Source organism: Colwellia sp. MB3u-4 (assembly GCF_014077065.1).
Classification (GTDB): Bacteria; Pseudomonadota; Gammaproteobacteria; order Enterobacterales; family Alteromonadaceae; genus Cognaticolwellia.
The window spans coordinates 1-15,482 of record NZ_JACGVE010000067.1; the positions used below are offsets into that span (position 1 = coordinate 1).

Genomic DNA, 15,482 nt, shown 5'->3' on the forward strand with positions numbered 1-15,482 from the left:
TGGCTTGCTAAGTAACTGTAAGAACCTTTATCACCAAGAAAAGCGACACTAACTGATGGCTCTTGTATATTTGGATTGGCTAAGGTTTGCAGGTAAGCCTGCTGATTAAGCACGGAATCTTCAATAATGGTTTGAAAGACACTGGTCACGTAATGCGCATCTAAGCCTAGTTTTTTACCTTGGGTGATCAAGCGGATCAGTAACTCTTGTTCGCGCTGTTGGTCTCTTACTGGACGAATGAGATGAGCTTTGCTTTTCGCAACATTTAAAGTAAGGGCGCGGCGTTCAGCAAATAATGCCAGTAGTTGCTGATCGAGTTGGGTAATTTTTTCACGTATTTTATTTAAATCTAATGCTTCGTTCACCGCGTTTTCCTAATAGGTAGTTATGAGTGTATTCGCTTTTATTATCATATTCTGCGAGTTATTTATTACTGTTACTTGTTGCGACCACTAAAACTAAAAAACCTCCATTAGGAGGTTTTTAGTGAATGCCAAAACCTAAAGCGCGCTCAGAGAACTGAGAGAAAGAAAGTGTTAAAGAAAAAGGCTAGTTTTGTCATTTGCATAGCTTTACTTTAGCCACCATCACACCAGAGTACAACCGTTTCTTTATGCCAATTTTTATCTAAAGGGATAAAAAAGGCTTATCAGCAAGAATTTTGACCAAGACACCGCGAATAACTGATGTCTAATCACTGATGTCTAATCACTGATGTCTAATCACTGATGTCTAATAACTTAAACGTGATAGCTAATCACTATTATCTGTCAGTTAAATACATTGATAGATAATAGTGAAAGAACTCATGATGCCAACCCCCCATATTAATGAACGTATGACGCCTATATTCATTAAATAGGCAATATTGTAAAGCACTCTGGCAACAATATGGGTAATAGCGAGTTGCTCGATAAAAACGCCGGTGTTTTGTGTCGCTATGGCTAACAAGACGGCAGGGGCGAAGATAAGCAGCGATTCAAAGGCATTTTGATGTGCGGCAAAAGCTCTAGCGCCAAAGCCGGTTAGCTTCGCTTGTTGAGCACGAGGGTGATTGTTGTTGTAACCGCCCATGTTATGCATGGCAATAGCTACCGGAATTTTGGCAATAAAAGGTAATAGGGTGGCGATAAATAAACAAATAATTAAGGTGGTCATTATTGTTCCTTGGTATGTTGATAGTTTGGGTTACTTTGCTTCGCTTCACTTCACTAGTAACTGAGTAAAGTCAGTGTGTACTTGCTTGGGCCGGGTAAAAAGCTAGAGGCTTGACCTTTTATCCAACGCTCATGTCCTAAACCATAATATGGACTCCAAGGATGACCTGATTGACTGGTGGGCATATGAAAAATGCCACTTTCTTCGTGTCCAGGAGAAACCACCATGCGCTGCGAGGCACCAAATGATTGTCCTTGCACTCTTGGCATGTAGCTATCACCGGGTAATTCTACTTCAGGCATATCAAGCCATTGGCCAATAAATGGCACAGCACGACTTAATGGGTGCTGAATTTTGCTGATATTTTGTTTACCCCAAGTGGCGTTCGCCAGTGTGCTTGATTCGGTCATTTGACTGAGTGTTGTCTCAAGGCTAGCTTCAAATAAGGCCGACCAACTTTCATGACTACGCCAGAGAAAGTTCTCGGGCTGCTGATTGATTAACTGCCATAATGGCGTTTCTATTTGGTGACGTATGCTATGAAAACTGTAACTTTTATCAAGCTTGGTCATATTTTCATTGAAAATTTCAAACACTTGCTCTCTGACGGCTAAGCGAAAATTTCTGATCAGGCGATAGGCAACAGAATCTGTGCTTGCTGACAAATGTTCAACATCGATAATTTTCTTCACTTTATACCAGTCATGATGCTTAGCCAACATGGCGTCAGTAAGTACATCAGACAAGATAAATCTTTGCCAACGTAATAAAAATTTAGCCCGGTTATCAAGGGCAATATCGAGTAAGGCTTGTTCATCAAACGAAGCTTTAGCCTCGAGGTTTTGTTTTATTTGTGAAGACCGCGCACCGATGGCATAGCCGCCATTACCGACTTTGTTCAACATATCGCCACCAATAACCCGTGAATTTGCTGTCCATAAGCGCGAATTGTCTGGGTTGATGACTTTGGGATACGCTTCAGCTGGCAAAAGTCCTAACCATTTATTTTCGCCATTGGCCCAAGATGTCGGTATTTCACCAAAATTTGCGCTGCGTTGTGGGATCGGCCCCATGATGGTCCAGCCAATATTACCTTGTTTATCGCCCACCATTAAGTTTTGTGCGGGTAAGCCGGCACGAGCCGCAATAGCGAAGGCCTGCTCTACATTGGTAGCGGTTTCAAATTCAACAATAGCCATGTTAACCGCGGCTTTGTCGTGAGCAATCCAACGATAGGCAAGTAAATCGCCTTGAGCATTTTCACCGATCACAGGTCCCCAAATGGTATCAGTTACCGTGATGTCGACCGCTTCTTGATCTTTTACTGCGATAATTTGTTTACGTTTGATAAAGTTTTGGTAGCCATCGGGCGTTAAGTATTGGCTTTTATCGGCATTGGTTTCAAGAATGATCACATCGCTCCAGTCGCCATAACTGTTGGTAAAGCCCCAAGCAATATGACCGTTGCTGCCAATAATAATGTTGGGTGTGCCAGGTAATGTTGCGCCGGTGACTTTGATGGCCGTATTATCGACACTTTGATATTCAAAAGAGGCTCTAAACCAAGTGTTTGGTACCCGAATGCCCAAATGCATATCGTTGGCAACCATAGCGCTGCCGGTTGAACTGATATTACCGGCAATAGCCCAATTATTTGAACCTGGGAACTCTTCATTTAAAGCTGCTTTTTCTCTGGCCAGTGGTGAGGAAAACCCGTCAGCTATCAGCGGGTCTAGCGCTTGATGCTTTAGCAAAGCCGCCATACCTTCACTCGATGCAGAAGGCCACGCTGCTTTTGGTAATGGCGATGCAGGAAACTCAGTGCCATCTATAGCCGCATCCCAACGACTGCCTTTAGGGTTAAGAAAAGCATACACTTCAGAGCTTAAAAGCGAATGCATTAAGCCTAGGGTTCGTTCGCGCTTTCCGTCTTGATACTGTAAGTCGATATACATACTGAGTACGGTTAAAATGGTATCTTCTTCTTGCCATTCGACGGGGGCTTGGCGTAGTAGTAAATATTCAAATGGTGGCGCTTTAAGGTATTTTAAGCCCTGATTTACCCCGCGGGTGTAGGCTTTTAGTAGGTCTAAATCTGCGGTTGATAATTGTGACACTATGTTAGTAGCGCGTTCACGAAAACGATGGCGGCGAATGTCACTGTCATAGGCTATTGCGGCGTCACCAAATAGGCTGGCAAGTTCGCCAGCTGAATTTCGGCGTAATAAATCCATTTGAAAAAAGCGTTCTTGAGCATGAACAAAGCCTGTGGCGATGGCGATGTCTAAGCGATTATCTGCTTTGATGGTGACAATACCTTGCGAGTCTCGCTCTACAATAGTGCTGGCAGATAAGCCATAAAGTGTTTGCTTACCGTCTAATTGTGGTAAGGCACTGTCGATTTGACTGTATATCCAAGTACTCAACGTCGCGATAACTAAGAAGAGAATAAATAGTATGCCGATCAGCGTATTTTTTAAATGTTTCATTAGGCTTAGCAAAGTAAACAATTTCGATAGCGTAGAGTACCTTAAAACAAATGAAGTTTGAATCTTGATGATTCGCTAAATTCATCCTAACCATAGATTACAGTTACATAAAGAGATACACATATATACATTTGGTAAAATCCGATGCTTGGCTGAAATTGCCTTGCTGATTTTATTTGATGTTACACTCATGCTATTGGTATTCAGATGTATGGGTATTAAGATGGTTTGCCAACAAAAGGCTTAAGATGATGGTAGAGATGAAATTAAAATGACGAGTTGCGCAAATAATAATTTTGCCATCATAGTGTTGGCAGCAGGGCAGTCGTCTCGTTTAGGTCAGATGAAGCAATTAATTAATATCCACGAACAAAGCTTAGTTGAATGGCAATTAGCGCAAGCTTTAAAGGTGACAAGTCAGGTCTATTGCGTTTTAGGTTTTAATGCCAGCCAAATTCAAGCGCGTATTGACCATCTCCCCATCAAGACTATTATTAATAGCAAGTTCTCAGACGGTATGGCGTCATCGATTGCTGTTGGTGTTGCAGGATTAGCTGCTAATATAAAAGTGGTTATGATCGTATTAGTTGACCAATGGCAGCTAACCTCAGCTGATTTGATTCGTCATCAAGGTTATTGGCAAGCTAATCCTCATGCTATTGTTGTTGCACAAGACTTAAGGGCAGTTGCGTCAAACGAAAAAGAAAACATTGGCCCGCCGGTGATATTTTCTCAAGACTATTTTACTGAATTAACCCAGTTAACAGGTCAGCAAGGGGCAAAGCCGCTGCTAGCGCAATACCAAAATAAATTATTAAAAGTACCACTCGCGCATGCGTTTATTGATATAGATACACCAGAGCAATTAACATACATGGTTAAAAAGCTTGGTATTAATACATAACATCACTAGCTAACGCTAGGCTTAATCAAAGCAAGACTAACCAAAGCAAGGTTCAACAAACTTAAAGGAAATGATTGTATGATCACCTTAACGGTCAATGGTAAAGAACATCAATTTAATGATGATGGCGATATGCCCTTGTTGTGGGCATTAAGAGATATTTTAAAATATACCGGTACCAAGTATGGTTGTGGTAAAGGCTTATGTGGCGCTTGTACGGTTCATGTTGATGGCCAACCTGTTCGCTCATGTGTTATGCCAGTGTCGGCTATTGCGCAGCAAAAAATCACCACGATTGAAGGACTTTCTGAGCATGGAGAACACCCGGTTCAACAAGCGTGGCAAGCATTAAATGTGGCACAGTGTGGTTATTGTCAGTCAGGACAGATGATGTCAGCGGTAGCATTGTTAGACCGCAAACCTACACCAAACGATGAAGATATTGAACTCGCCATGAGTGGTAATATTTGTCGCTGTGGTACTTATCAACGCATCAAACAAGCGATTCACCTTGCCGCTGACTTGGGCACTGAAGTAAAAGGAAGCGGATCATGAAACATATTGAAAATGTTAGCCGTCGCGGCTTCTTAAAAACACTCGGTATCAGTTCTACGGCTTTGGTGCTTGGGGTGCAATTACCGTCCATGCTAACGATTCCAAAAGCCTTGGCAGGTGTTATAGCCGCTGATAAATTTTCACCCAATGTTTATGTCCAAATAGGTAGCGACAATATAGTCAGTATTGTGGTGCATAGGTCAGAAATGGGTCAAGGGATCAGAACCAGCATTCCGATGATTGTCGCCGACGAACTCGGCGCTGATTGGCAACAAATAACCGTTGTACAAGGTTTAGGTGATAAAAAATATGGTAGCCAAAATACTGATGGCTCACGCTCGGTAAGACGTTTTTATCAACCCCTGCGAGAAGCTGGTGCAACGGCACGTATGATGCTGCAACAGGCGGCAGCCAAGCAATGGCAAGTTGATGTGAGTGAAACCGCAGCGCTAAATAGCACTATTGTCCATAAAGAAACGGGTCGAACATTATCTTTTGGCAGCTTAGTTGCCATAGCAAGCACGCTAGCCTTGCCTGCACAATCGGCCTTAATATTAAAAGATAAGAAAGATTTTAATCTTATTGGCAAATCGGATGTGGCTTTAGTTGACGGTGAAAAAATCGCAACAGGTGCTACTACTTACGGTTTTGATGTTGAATTAGACCAGATGCAATATACTGTTATTGCTAGGCCACCGGTACTGGGGGCAAAGGTTAAATCATTTAATAGCGCGGCGGCAAAAGCCATTGTGGGTGTTATTGATGTAGTGCAATTACCTGATTTAGAAGAGCCTGCGGTATTTAAACCTTTAGGGGGCGTTGCCGTTATTGCTAAAAATACTTGGGCGGCAATGAAAGGTCGAGAAGCATTAGCAATGCAATGGCATGAAAGTGCGCATCAAAGTTACAACAGCGATGATTATAAACAAGCATTAGCAAAAAGCTGTGATAACCCGAGCAAAGTGTTGCGCAGTAAAGGTGATGTAGGTAAAGCATTAATTGCGGCTAAACAAGTGATCACAGCATCCTATTATGTGCCGGAATTAATTCATGTCCCTATGGAGCCACCAGCCGCTGCCGCACATTTTCATGACGGTATTTTTGATATTTGGGCTTGTACTCAAACACCACAGTCAGCGCAAAGTACCGTGGCACAAATTACCGGTATTGCGCCAGAAAATGTCAATATTAATGTCACTTTATTAGGGGGTGGCTTTGGTCGAAAATCTAAGCCTGACTTTATTGTTGAAGCCGCGATACTCTCTAAACAGTTAAATGTGCCCATTAAAGTGATGTGGACTCGCGAAGATGAAATTCAAAATGGTTATTATCATGCGGTTAGTTATCAAAAGCTTGCGGCCGGTATTGACGAAAATGGCACGGTGACTGCGTGGCAACATCATGTGGCAGAGCCGCCTATTGGCTCAACGTTCAGCCAAGGTGAAGACTTAATTGGCTCAGAAGCTGATTTAGGCTTAATTGATATGCCCTATGATATTGCTAATGTCAGTTGTGCTGCCGGCAAAGCGCCAGCCCATACTCGTATCGGCTGGATGCGTTCAGTCACCAATATCAACCATGTTTTTGCAGTAAGTTCATTTGTGGATGAGCTGGCCCAAGCAAAAGGTTTGGACAGCAAAGACAACTTAATCGCTATGTTGGGCGCAGATCGTAAAATTGACTTCTCTAAAGAGCAGGCTAAATACGGAAATTATGGTGAAACACTAGAGAAATTCCCTGTTGACACTGCACGTATGAAAGCCGTAATAGAAAAAGCCAGTACCATGGCAAAGTGGGGCAGAAAGCTACCTAAAGGCCATGGTTTAGGTATTGCTATGCATCGAAGCTTCGTTAGTTATGTGGCTTGTATTGTTGAAGTATCAGAAAACAGTGACGGGAAAATTAAAGTTAATGACGTTTGGATGGCGGTAGATTGTGGTTTAGCGGTAAACCCTGAACGCATTCGCTCGCAAATGGAAGGCGCGGCTATTTTTGCTTTATCATTAACCTTTTTTAGTGAACTAACCGCGAAAGATGGGGCCATTGAGCAAAATAATTTTGACAGTTATCAAGTAGCTCGAATTGCAGATACCCCAACCACACATGTAGAAATAATTGACAGTGACGCGCCTCCAGGCGGTGTCGGTGAGCCGGGTGTTCCGCCTATTGCCCCTGCTATTTGTAATGCTATTTTTAATGCTACAGGTAAGCGTTATCGAGAATTGCCATTAAAAAAATATGGTATAGTGTAAATACGCATGGTTAGCTAGCTGCAGCGGTTTTAGGCTGTGCTAGCGGCCAATCTAATTTGATAAATTAATCAGAAAAAAGCAGCAAATTATGCTGCTTTTTTATTGAATGCTGTAAAATGGTAAACGAACTGATAAAATAGTAAAAATCGATATTCAATTGGTATTCTACCATAGGAAAATAGATGGCTTCATTACAAGACCAGTTGCTTAAAGCAGGTTTAACCACCAAGCAAAAAGCACGACAAGCAAATAGTGATAAACGCAAAACAGGCAAACAAAAGCGCAGTGGCGTCAAGGTTGACACTAGTTTACAAGAGCAAGTTAAACAAGAGCTTGAGCTGGCGAAAAAAGACAAGCTAGCCCATGATATCGCCTTGAATAATGAAAGAAAACAAACCTTAGCAGCAAAAGAGCAACAGCAGAGAATTTTACAAATTTTGCAACATCATCAAGTGAGCAATGTTAAAGGCGAAGCAGAATATAATTACACTTTTAATAGCAAAATTAAGAAGTTATTTGTTGATGCTGTCACCCATAAAGCCTTAGTTAATGGCCGTTTAGCCTTATGTGGTGTCAATGATACAACTTATATCGTTACCACCGAAACGGCAGAAAAAGTAGCGAGTTTAGATAAAGCAGTTATTTTGGTGCAAAACACCAAGGTGGCTGATGAAGTTATTGCTGAAGATGACCCTTACGCAGAATTTCAAATTCCTGATGATATGATGTGGTAATAAAATCATGTCATTCTTTTAGTTTATTTACTTAACAGTGAGCACAAACCCTACTATGTTTTTAATTCGTTGGCCGATTGGCCGTTTAATTTTGTTATTAAATTTTATATTTTCTCCCAGTGCGCCAAAACGCTCGCCACAACTACAAAAAGAAGTGGATGCTAGTACGGCACATTTAAGCTTGTATCAATTACCTGCTTGTCCATTTTGTGTGAAAACCCGTCGCGCTATGAAGCGATTAGGCTTAAATATTGAATTACGCAATATAAACCAGCATGAGCAATACCGTGAAGAGTTGATCCGAGAAGGTGGTAAAAGAACCGTACCTTGTTTAAAAATTATCAATGCAGATCAATCAATTACTTGGATGTATGAATCAGGTGAGATTATTAACTATTTAGAGAAGTTTTCTCGTTAAGCACTATATTTAATTAAACATGACTTTTAATTAAATATTGAGCTTTTATTAAGAATTTTTTCACCTCTTTATGGGTCTGTATATTGCAAGTTAATCAGATGGCTATAACTAGATCGATCAGAGGTGAAAATGTTAATTAACACGAAAAAAAACCATCAACTGTCCGAGCAGCAAGTAACAGACGAGTCAGTTTATTATGGTCGACGTGAGCTGTTAAAGAAGCTTGGTTACCTAGGTGCGGGTAGTTTATTAGCACAATCTGCCAGTACGAATGCTGGCGCACTAGACTTTTTCAGTAGTAAAGAAGCCGAGGTGTTTAAGCGTCAAGCCTTAAAGTTTGCGCCAGCAGGCGAGTCTTTACAAATACTCACCCCTGAAGCTAAAATTTCCAGCCATAATAATTTTTATGAATTTGGTACGGGTAAGAGCGATCCCGTTGAAAATGCGCAAGGATTTAAGGTTAACCCTTGGCAACTAAGCATTTCTGGTGAAGTCGATAAACCTTATACCTTAGGTTACGATGATTTATTTAAACACTTTCCCTTAGAAGAACGTATCTATCGTTTACGCTGTGTTGAAGCATGGTCAATGGTTATTCCATGGGTAGGTTTTGGCTTAGCAGAGTTAATTAAAAAAGCAGCACCTAATTCACGAGCAAAATATGTCGCCTTTGAAACTTTATATGATCCAGAGCAGATGCCAGGACAAAAAAGTCGAATGGGCGGAGGTGTACAATACCCCTACGTAGAAGGTTTACGTATTGATGAAGCTATGAATCCGCTAACGTTTATGAGCGTAGGTTTATACGGTAAAACCCTACCCGCGCAAAATGGTGCGCCTATACGATTAGTTGTGCCGTGGAAGTATGGTTTTAAAAGTATTAAATCCATTGTCGGTATAAAATTAGTTGAGCATAAACCACCCACAACCTGGAATATACTCGCTGACAGGGAATACGGCTTTTATGCCAATGTTAATCCAGCTGTAGATCATCCGCGTTGGAGTCAGGCAAGTGAGAGACGTATAACCACTGGCGGCTTATTTGCCCGTAATCGTATTGCGACCTTACCATTCAATGGCTATGGTGAGGAGGTTGCTCACTTGTATAAAAATATGGATTTAAGGAAGCACTATTAGTGCAAACTAAGGCAACTGGGGTGAGTAAAGAGGCTTTAAAAGCCGTATTTTTACGCAATAGAGTGATGTTACTTAAAATTGCGATTCACTTGCTGGCTTTTTTACCCTTATTTGTCCTGTATTTTTTAGCCTTTACCGAGCAGTTGGGTGCAGACCCTGTAGAAGAGGTTATTCACTTTACCGGTATGGGCGCCTTTAATTTATTACTGATTTCTCTGCTGGTAACACCGGTTGCGAAAAAATATCGCCAAGGCTATTTATTACAAATAAGGCGATTACTGGGTTTGTATAGCTTTACCTATGCGATGTTTCATTTACTGAATTTTTTAGCTTTTGAAGTGCAATTTGATCTTGTGCTATTTTTTGACGAGATTATTGACAGACCTTACATTACTGTCGGTATGGCAGCGTTAATGATACTTTTTTCTTTAGCAATCACTTCAATAACCGCACTAAGGCGCAAAATGGGTACAAAGTGGCAAAAGTTACACAACGGGGTTTATCTCGCGGTATTACTGATTGCACTACACTTTTTTTGGTCAGTAAAATCTGACATTGTTGAACCCATGATATATTTTACTATGGCCGTATTACTATTAATTTTACGCAAAGATAAAATTAAGCGTTGGTTTAAGTCATCATGATTGGTTTTTTAGTCAAAAAAAACGAAGGCATTAGCCTTCGTTTTATATCTTAGATGTGATACCTAAGGATATTAAATCGTTTGGTTTTAGTCGTCTCGAGCAGTAACTTCAAGCAAGTGATAACCAAATTGAGTCTTAACAGGCCCTTGTACTTCATTCAATGGCGCTGTAAATACAACTTCATCAAACTCTGGCACCATTTGGCCGCGACCGAAAGAGCCTAATGCTCCACCTTGCGCTTTAGAAGGACAGTTTGAATGCGCTTGTGCGATGGCAGTAAAATCTTCACCGGCGACTATTTGTTGCTTTAATGTTAGACATTGCTCTTCAGTATCTACCAATATATGACGTGCTGACGCTTTTGACATTGTGTCTCTCTTATTCATTACTTTAAAATTTATCGGTGGACTTTAACGTATTTTTTTTGAGAATAGAATAGCCAAAAAGATAAATTATATTACTTAAGGTAAAGGGGGGTATAACCGACAAACTAAATAACCTGATAAATTGAGCGTATATCTCTTGATAATGTAATTGATTATCAACTTCATAGATTAAATCTTAGTTGGTTTTTATTCCCCGCCACTTGCGGTGCAAAAAGGAAGATAACCTAACTATCTAAAGATACCCCGTTTTGCGTAGCAAATTTCGCCTCAGCGAAACCCTTGGGACGTGGAGTATTAAATTATCTGGGTATTGGTCTACATAGCCAGTGATTGTTTCTGTATTTGAGCTAGTTAGAACTATTTTTATTTTAAATTATGCTTAATAAAACCTGAGTTAAAAATAGTATTGATAGTGCTTATAACGCCTGGGGTGATATTTCATTTCAGCTAATAATTTATGTCATTCAAGTTATTATAATAACTCAAGTGATTAATTATAATAGTGAGTGGATTAAAGCTTGCTGCATATGACACTCTTTGGTGTTGCTCACCTTATTAAGTATCTTTTAAGCCCATTTTTTTTAAAAAAGTCATCATTAAACACCACTTTGTGAATGATGATTGTAATAAATTAAGGCCAATAAAAGCGGTAAACCATAACCAATTTTGTGAATAGGTTACGGCTAAATAAAGTGAAATTAAAATCATAATACCTGCAACTAGACGAAGTGCTTCATTAAGTGTCATGAGAATATCCTTTTGAGTTAAAGCTTAAGTTAAAGTCAGAATATGTACTTTATTAGGTACATTAGTAAAGTCTAATGTAATTATATTAGGTTTTGCTAATGTAAAAAGCAAGGGTAATTAAAATTAATTTTGATCCGTAAGTTGCATCAAGAGCCAAACTAATGAGCGCTAAAGCTAGGTGATTAAGTTGAGCGACTCTTTTTAGTGACTCTCTTTAGTGACTACGCTCAGTGGTTATGCACAGTGGCTATGGTTTGGTAGGATTTTTTAGTGATTAGGTTTAAGTGAAACACCGGCATTAAAAAACCGCTAAAGGGCGGTTTTTTTACTATCATCAATCAGATTAAGTGCCCTTAACTAGTACTCAGTATAAATTGCTCTGAACTTTACTGACCCTAGCATTGGCCTGTAATGCTTTCTTGCTATTTTTAGCAATCAAGCTAGATTTTTTCTTGGAATCTTTTTCGCTAATATTTTTGTTTTTACTGTCGGTGCTGGTGGATGAAAAGTCAAAATAGGCGAGTACTTGTTGCAGCTTGTCATTAAATTTAGCCGCAAACTCAAAGAGAGAATTTTTTTTAGCAAACTTATGTGGTGCTAAGTTTGCAAAATCAGTGACTTTAATCCCCAACGATGGTTGTTGAGATATTTGAGAAGTTGACTGTATAGTGATTTGACTGTATTGATTGAATACTTCGCTGGTAATACTGGGGTAAGCGTAGTTATTAACAAGCTTATTTGTTGGTGATTTTACCTCGCTAACAACCTTGTTTATGATTAAAACAACTTTAGCTTGGTTTTTCACTTTAGGTGCTGCTTGAGGTGCTGCTTGAGTTGCTGAGCAGTATAAGCCTAATAAACCAATCATAAGCAATATAGCGCCACTTAAGTTAGGTTTCTTTGGTGCTGTCTTTTTAGGTCCTGTCTTTTTAATTATTCTCATTAAATTGTTACCCCGTATCCTTCCTTGGTGTAACGATTGTACCATTGTGTTACAAATTAATATAGATAGGGCTTGTGTTTACGCGATAACAATATGTTGATCTGGGTGTTTTGTCAGGCCAATAACCTGATTTAGTTTATAATTGGCTTATTATAATTTGCCTAATTTACTGATAGAGCCATTAGTCCAGTAAGCTAGTCCAGTAAATCAGTCCAGTAAATCAGCTCAGTAAATTTTGGCTCTATGCAGACTGCGATGTTGAATAAATCACACCAGATCAGCTGTTTTTTAACCATAAAAAAAGGCCGGTGCTGATAAATACTATGATTTATTAGCACCGGCCTTTATTTAGTACCAAGCTTTAGGTGGTTTCAGCTATAGTCTTATTTGGCTTGAGCTTTAAATAACAGTCTATTGTTATGTAATAAAGGCTCAGTATAACCGTTAGGTTGTTTGTCGCCTTGAAGCACTAATGCTAGTGCCGTTTGAAAAGCTATGCTGTTGTCAAAGTCATTCGACATAGCGTGATATTGACTATCACCTTGGTTTTGTTGATCAACAATGGTGGCCATTTTTTTCAAGCTGGCTAGCACTTGTTCTGGTGTGCAAATGTTATGTTGTAACCAATTAGCCATATGCTGACTTGATATTCTTAAAGTCGCGCGATCTTCCATTAAGCCAACATTATTAATGTCAGGCACTTTTGAACAACCAACGCCTTGATCAATCCAGCGTACAACATAGCCTAAAATTCCTTGTGAATTGTTGTCTAACTCATCTGAAATCTCTTGTGCTGACCACTGGGTATTTTCTGCTAAAGGTATAGTTAAAATATCATCGACGTTTGCCGGTACACGGTTCTTCAGTTGCTGCTGCAATTGCAATACATTCACTTTATGGTAATGCAAAGCGTGCAAGGTTGCTGCGGTTGGCGAGGGTACCCATGCGGTATTGGCGCCCGCTTTCACATGATTAATTTTTGTGGCTAACATATTGGCCATTTGATCAGGTATTGGCCACATGCCTTTGCCTATTTGTGCCTTGCCACTAAAACCACAAGCTAAGCCAACATCGACATTATTATCTTCATAAGCAGAAATCCATTTAGTTAATTTGATATCTGCTTTTCTGGCCATAACGCCGGCAGCCATTGAGGTATGAATTTCATCACCGGTTCGGTCAAGAAAGCCAGTATTGATAAATACCACGCGCTCTTTTGCCTGATAAATACAGGCTTTTAAGTTAACACTAGTGCGGCGTTCTTCATCCATAATACCCATTTTTACCGTATGACGAGGTAGAACTAATAGGTCTTCAACTCGGTCAAATAATTCATTGGCAAAAGCCACTTCTTCAGGACCATGCATTTTAGGTTTAACAATATAAACTGAACCTGCGTCACTGTTGCGTAAAGTGTTTTTTTGATTAACGTCGTATGTGGATATTAATGAGGTAATAACAGCATCCATGATGCCCTCAGGTACTTCATTGTTGTGCTGGTCAATAATGGCATTGTTGGTCATCAAGTGGCCAACGTTACGGACAAACATTAAGCTGCGAGCTTTTAGTTTGCCTTCTGTACCATCAAGCTTTTGAAAACATTTATCAGGATGCATCAAACGGGTTTGTTGTTTACCTGATTTTTCAAAAGTTTCAGATAAAGTGCCTTGATTTAAACCAAGCCAATTTTTATAGGCAATCACTTTATCTTCAGCGTCAACTGCGGCAACCGAATCTTCACAATCCATGATAGTGGTTAATGCTGACTCCATTGAAATATCACTAACACCCGCTGTATCGCTTTTTGCAATCGTGCTGTTTTGATCAAATTCAACGATAAAGTGTAAATCGTGGTGTTTAAAAACCAACTCATTGGGCGACGTTTGCTCACCGGTAAAACCAATAAATAATTCAGGCTCAGCTAAGTAGGTGCTTTCACCATTACTGAGTGTAACAACCAGCGCATGGTTAATTATTTGATAACTTCTAACATCTGTGTGAGAGCCATTAACTAAAGGAATAGTTTGGTCTAAAAAGTCGCGAGCAAAGGCGACAACTTTAGCCCCACGTGCAGGGTTATAAGCTTTTGTTTTTTCAGCGCCATCTGCTTCAGATATCACATCTGAGCCATATAAGGCGTCGTATAAGCTCCCCCAGCGAGCATTGACCGCATTTAAGGCAAAGCGAGCATTCATGACCGGCACAACAAGTTGCGGTCCTGCGATAGTGGCTAATTCAGCATCGACATTTTTTGTTGATATGGTGAAGTCAGCCACAGGGGGAACGAGGTAGCCAATAGCGGTTAAAAAGCTTTTATATGCTTTAAAATTAAATTTTTCAGCTTGATGTGCATGATGATAAGCCGTTATTTGCGCTTGCAATGACGTGCGTTTTACCAATAGGGCTTTATTTTTTGGTGCTAAATCGGCGATGAGTTTTGCAAAGCCAGACCAGAAAGTATCTGAAGCTAGTGTTGTACCTGGCAGTACTTGCTGGTTAACAAAATTATATAATTCTTCTGCTACCTGCAAATTTGCGATTGAAATTCTTTTTGTCATAGGGCACCTATTTTGAATAGTTTGAAAGTTTGGAAGAAAGTTTTATTATTTAATACATTGACGAAAAACTACTATCAGCAATCTAGAAATATTGTCTATCTGATGCAATAGCTGCTGGTTAACAATAGGTCTTACTTTAGCCCAGTGTTTTGTTTTTAAACATGCTCATAAAGTTAATTTATTATTAATTATGATCAGCAGCAGGTCGCTTTCATTTTAGTATACCTTTATTGGCATTATTGTTTGTGGTTATCCTTGTTATCCTTAATATTCATGCGGCGAATGAATCATCCATAAAAACGTTGAATAAATTTTTAGTTAGGCAAGTGAAAATCTTAAGATAAATCAGACTGTTTTATTTTTTTAGCCTATATGACAAGGTATTAAAGGCAAAGTTTTGCCATGAAAAATGAGACCAAGCTCACTGACGTTGTGAGTATTTTAGCGCGTTAAAATAATCTGTTATTGGGTTATTTAATCATTGCACCAGGAGTGATTAAAATAGTGGCCTTATATTTGGCCACTATTGGTGTCTATAAACTAGCTCAGCTAACCAA

General features: G+C 39.8%; 14 protein-coding genes. 7 read left to right on the forward strand and 7 right to left on the reverse strand.

Annotated elements, in window-relative coordinates; translation table 11 throughout:
* The 3 genes from H4J61_RS03485 to H4J61_RS03495 form a co-directional block, all read right to left on the reverse strand.
* A partial coding sequence (locus H4J61_RS03485; protein WP_182183726.1) for a chorismate mutase occupies positions 1-365 on the reverse strand: 365 nt, incomplete at its 3' end.
* A 409-nt stretch (positions 366-774) separates the two neighbouring features.
* Positions 775-1,158 (reverse strand): MAPEG family protein, encoded by a 384-nt coding sequence (locus tag H4J61_RS03490; protein ID WP_182183728.1) that lies wholly within the window; start codon positions 1,156-1,158, stop codon positions 775-777.
* Positions 1,159-1,211: 53 nt separating this feature from the next.
* A complete protein-coding gene (locus H4J61_RS03495) occupies positions 1,212-3,647 on the reverse strand; it encodes a penicillin acylase family protein (protein WP_182183730.1) in 2,436 nt (811 codons plus the stop codon).
* Positions 3,648-3,918: 271 nt separating this feature from the next.
* Here H4J61_RS03495 and H4J61_RS03500 point away from each other — a divergent pair, with 271 nt between their 5' ends.
* The 7 genes from H4J61_RS03500 to msrQ all read left to right on the forward strand — a co-directional run bounded on the left by H4J61_RS03500 (position 3,919) and on the right by msrQ (position 10,291).
* Positions 3,919-4,551 (forward strand): NTP transferase domain-containing protein, encoded by a 633-nt coding sequence (locus tag H4J61_RS03500; protein ID WP_182183732.1) that lies wholly within the window; start codon positions 3,919-3,921, stop codon positions 4,549-4,551.
* 78 nt (positions 4,552-4,629) lie between these two features.
* Complete coding sequence (locus tag H4J61_RS03505) at positions 4,630-5,106, forward strand: (2Fe-2S)-binding protein (RefSeq protein ID WP_182136016.1); 477 nt, start codon at positions 4,630-4,632, stop codon at positions 5,104-5,106.
* The gene (locus tag H4J61_RS03510; protein WP_182183734.1) at positions 5,103-7,358 is read left to right on the forward strand and encodes a xanthine dehydrogenase family protein molybdopterin-binding subunit; all 2,256 of its coding nucleotides are present in this window, start codon (positions 5,103-5,105) and stop codon (positions 7,356-7,358) included. Before H4J61_RS03505 ends, H4J61_RS03510 begins: the two co-directional genes overlap by 4 nt.
* A gap of 182 nt (positions 7,359-7,540) precedes the next feature.
* Positions 7,541-8,092: a DUF2058 domain-containing protein gene (locus tag H4J61_RS03515; RefSeq protein ID WP_182183736.1), complete on the forward strand. Its 552-nt coding sequence runs from the start codon at positions 7,541-7,543 to the stop codon at positions 8,090-8,092.
* A 55-nt stretch (positions 8,093-8,147) separates the two neighbouring features.
* Positions 8,148-8,510 (forward strand): glutaredoxin, encoded by a 363-nt coding sequence (locus H4J61_RS03520; protein ID WP_182136013.1) that lies wholly within the window; start codon positions 8,148-8,150, stop codon positions 8,508-8,510.
* 129 nt (positions 8,511-8,639) lie between these two features.
* A complete protein-coding gene (gene msrP / locus H4J61_RS03525; protein ID WP_182136012.1) occupies positions 8,640-9,647 on the forward strand; it encodes a protein-methionine-sulfoxide reductase catalytic subunit MsrP in 1,008 nt (335 codons plus the stop codon).
* Positions 9,647-10,291 carry a protein-methionine-sulfoxide reductase heme-binding subunit MsrQ gene (gene msrQ / locus H4J61_RS03530; protein WP_310650029.1) on the forward strand — a complete coding sequence of 215 codons (645 nt, stop codon included), beginning with the start codon at positions 9,647-9,649 and terminating at the stop codon, positions 10,289-10,291. The genes msrP and msrQ overlap by 1 nt, the downstream gene beginning before the upstream one ends.
* An 86-nt stretch (positions 10,292-10,377) precedes the next feature.
* Here msrQ and H4J61_RS03535 read toward each other — a convergent pair whose 3' ends face one another.
* The 4 genes from H4J61_RS03535 to H4J61_RS03550 all read right to left on the reverse strand — a co-directional run bounded on the left by H4J61_RS03535 (position 10,378) and on the right by H4J61_RS03550 (position 14,925).
* Positions 10,378-10,677 (reverse strand): peptidylprolyl isomerase, encoded by a 300-nt coding sequence (locus H4J61_RS03535; protein WP_182136011.1) that lies wholly within the window; start codon positions 10,675-10,677, stop codon positions 10,378-10,380.
* Between the two features lie 555 nt (positions 10,678-11,232).
* Positions 11,233-11,424 (reverse strand): DUF2892 domain-containing protein, encoded by a 192-nt coding sequence (locus H4J61_RS03540; RefSeq protein ID WP_182183738.1) that lies wholly within the window; start codon positions 11,422-11,424, stop codon positions 11,233-11,235.
* Positions 11,425-11,788: 364 nt separating this feature from the next.
* Positions 11,789-12,367: a hypothetical protein gene (locus H4J61_RS03545; RefSeq protein ID WP_182136009.1), complete on the reverse strand. Its 579-nt coding sequence runs from the start codon at positions 12,365-12,367 to the stop codon at positions 11,789-11,791.
* A 383-nt stretch (positions 12,368-12,750) separates the two neighbouring features.
* The gene (locus H4J61_RS03550) at positions 12,751-14,925 is read right to left on the reverse strand and encodes a malate synthase G (RefSeq protein ID WP_182183739.1); all 2,175 of its coding nucleotides are present in this window, start codon (positions 14,923-14,925) and stop codon (positions 12,751-12,753) included.
* Positions 14,926-15,482 lie beyond the last annotated feature (557 nt).

Coding starts and splice junctions, on each gene's coding strand:
- H4J61_RS03490 (WP_182183728.1), bottom strand. CDS start 1,158: ATGACCACCTTAATTATTTGTTTATTTATCGCCACCCTATTACCTTTT.
- H4J61_RS03495 (WP_182183730.1), bottom strand. CDS start 3,647: ATGAAACATTTAAAAAATACGCTGATCGGCATACTATTTATTCTCTTC.
- H4J61_RS03500 (WP_182183732.1), top strand. CDS start 3,919: ATGACGAGTTGCGCAAATAATAATTTTGCCATCATAGTGTTGGCAGCA.
- H4J61_RS03505 (WP_182136016.1), top strand. CDS start 4,630: ATGATCACCTTAACGGTCAATGGTAAAGAACATCAATTTAATGATGAT.
- H4J61_RS03510 (WP_182183734.1), top strand. CDS start 5,103: ATGAAACATATTGAAAATGTTAGCCGTCGCGGCTTCTTAAAAACACTC.
- H4J61_RS03515 (WP_182183736.1), top strand. CDS start 7,541: ATGGCTTCATTACAAGACCAGTTGCTTAAAGCAGGTTTAACCACCAAG.
- H4J61_RS03520 (WP_182136013.1), top strand. CDS start 8,148: ATGTTTTTAATTCGTTGGCCGATTGGCCGTTTAATTTTGTTATTAAAT.
- msrP (WP_182136012.1), top strand. CDS start 8,640: ATGTTAATTAACACGAAAAAAAACCATCAACTGTCCGAGCAGCAAGTA.
- H4J61_RS03535 (WP_182136011.1), bottom strand. CDS start 10,677: ATGAATAAGAGAGACACAATGTCAAAAGCGTCAGCACGTCATATATTG.
- H4J61_RS03540 (WP_182183738.1), bottom strand. CDS start 11,424: ATGACACTTAATGAAGCACTTCGTCTAGTTGCAGGTATTATGATTTTA.
- H4J61_RS03545 (WP_182136009.1), bottom strand. CDS start 12,367: ATGAGAATAATTAAAAAGACAGGACCTAAAAAGACAGCACCAAAGAAA.
- H4J61_RS03550 (WP_182183739.1), bottom strand. CDS start 14,925: ATGACAAAAAGAATTTCAATCGCAAATTTGCAGGTAGCAGAAGAATTA.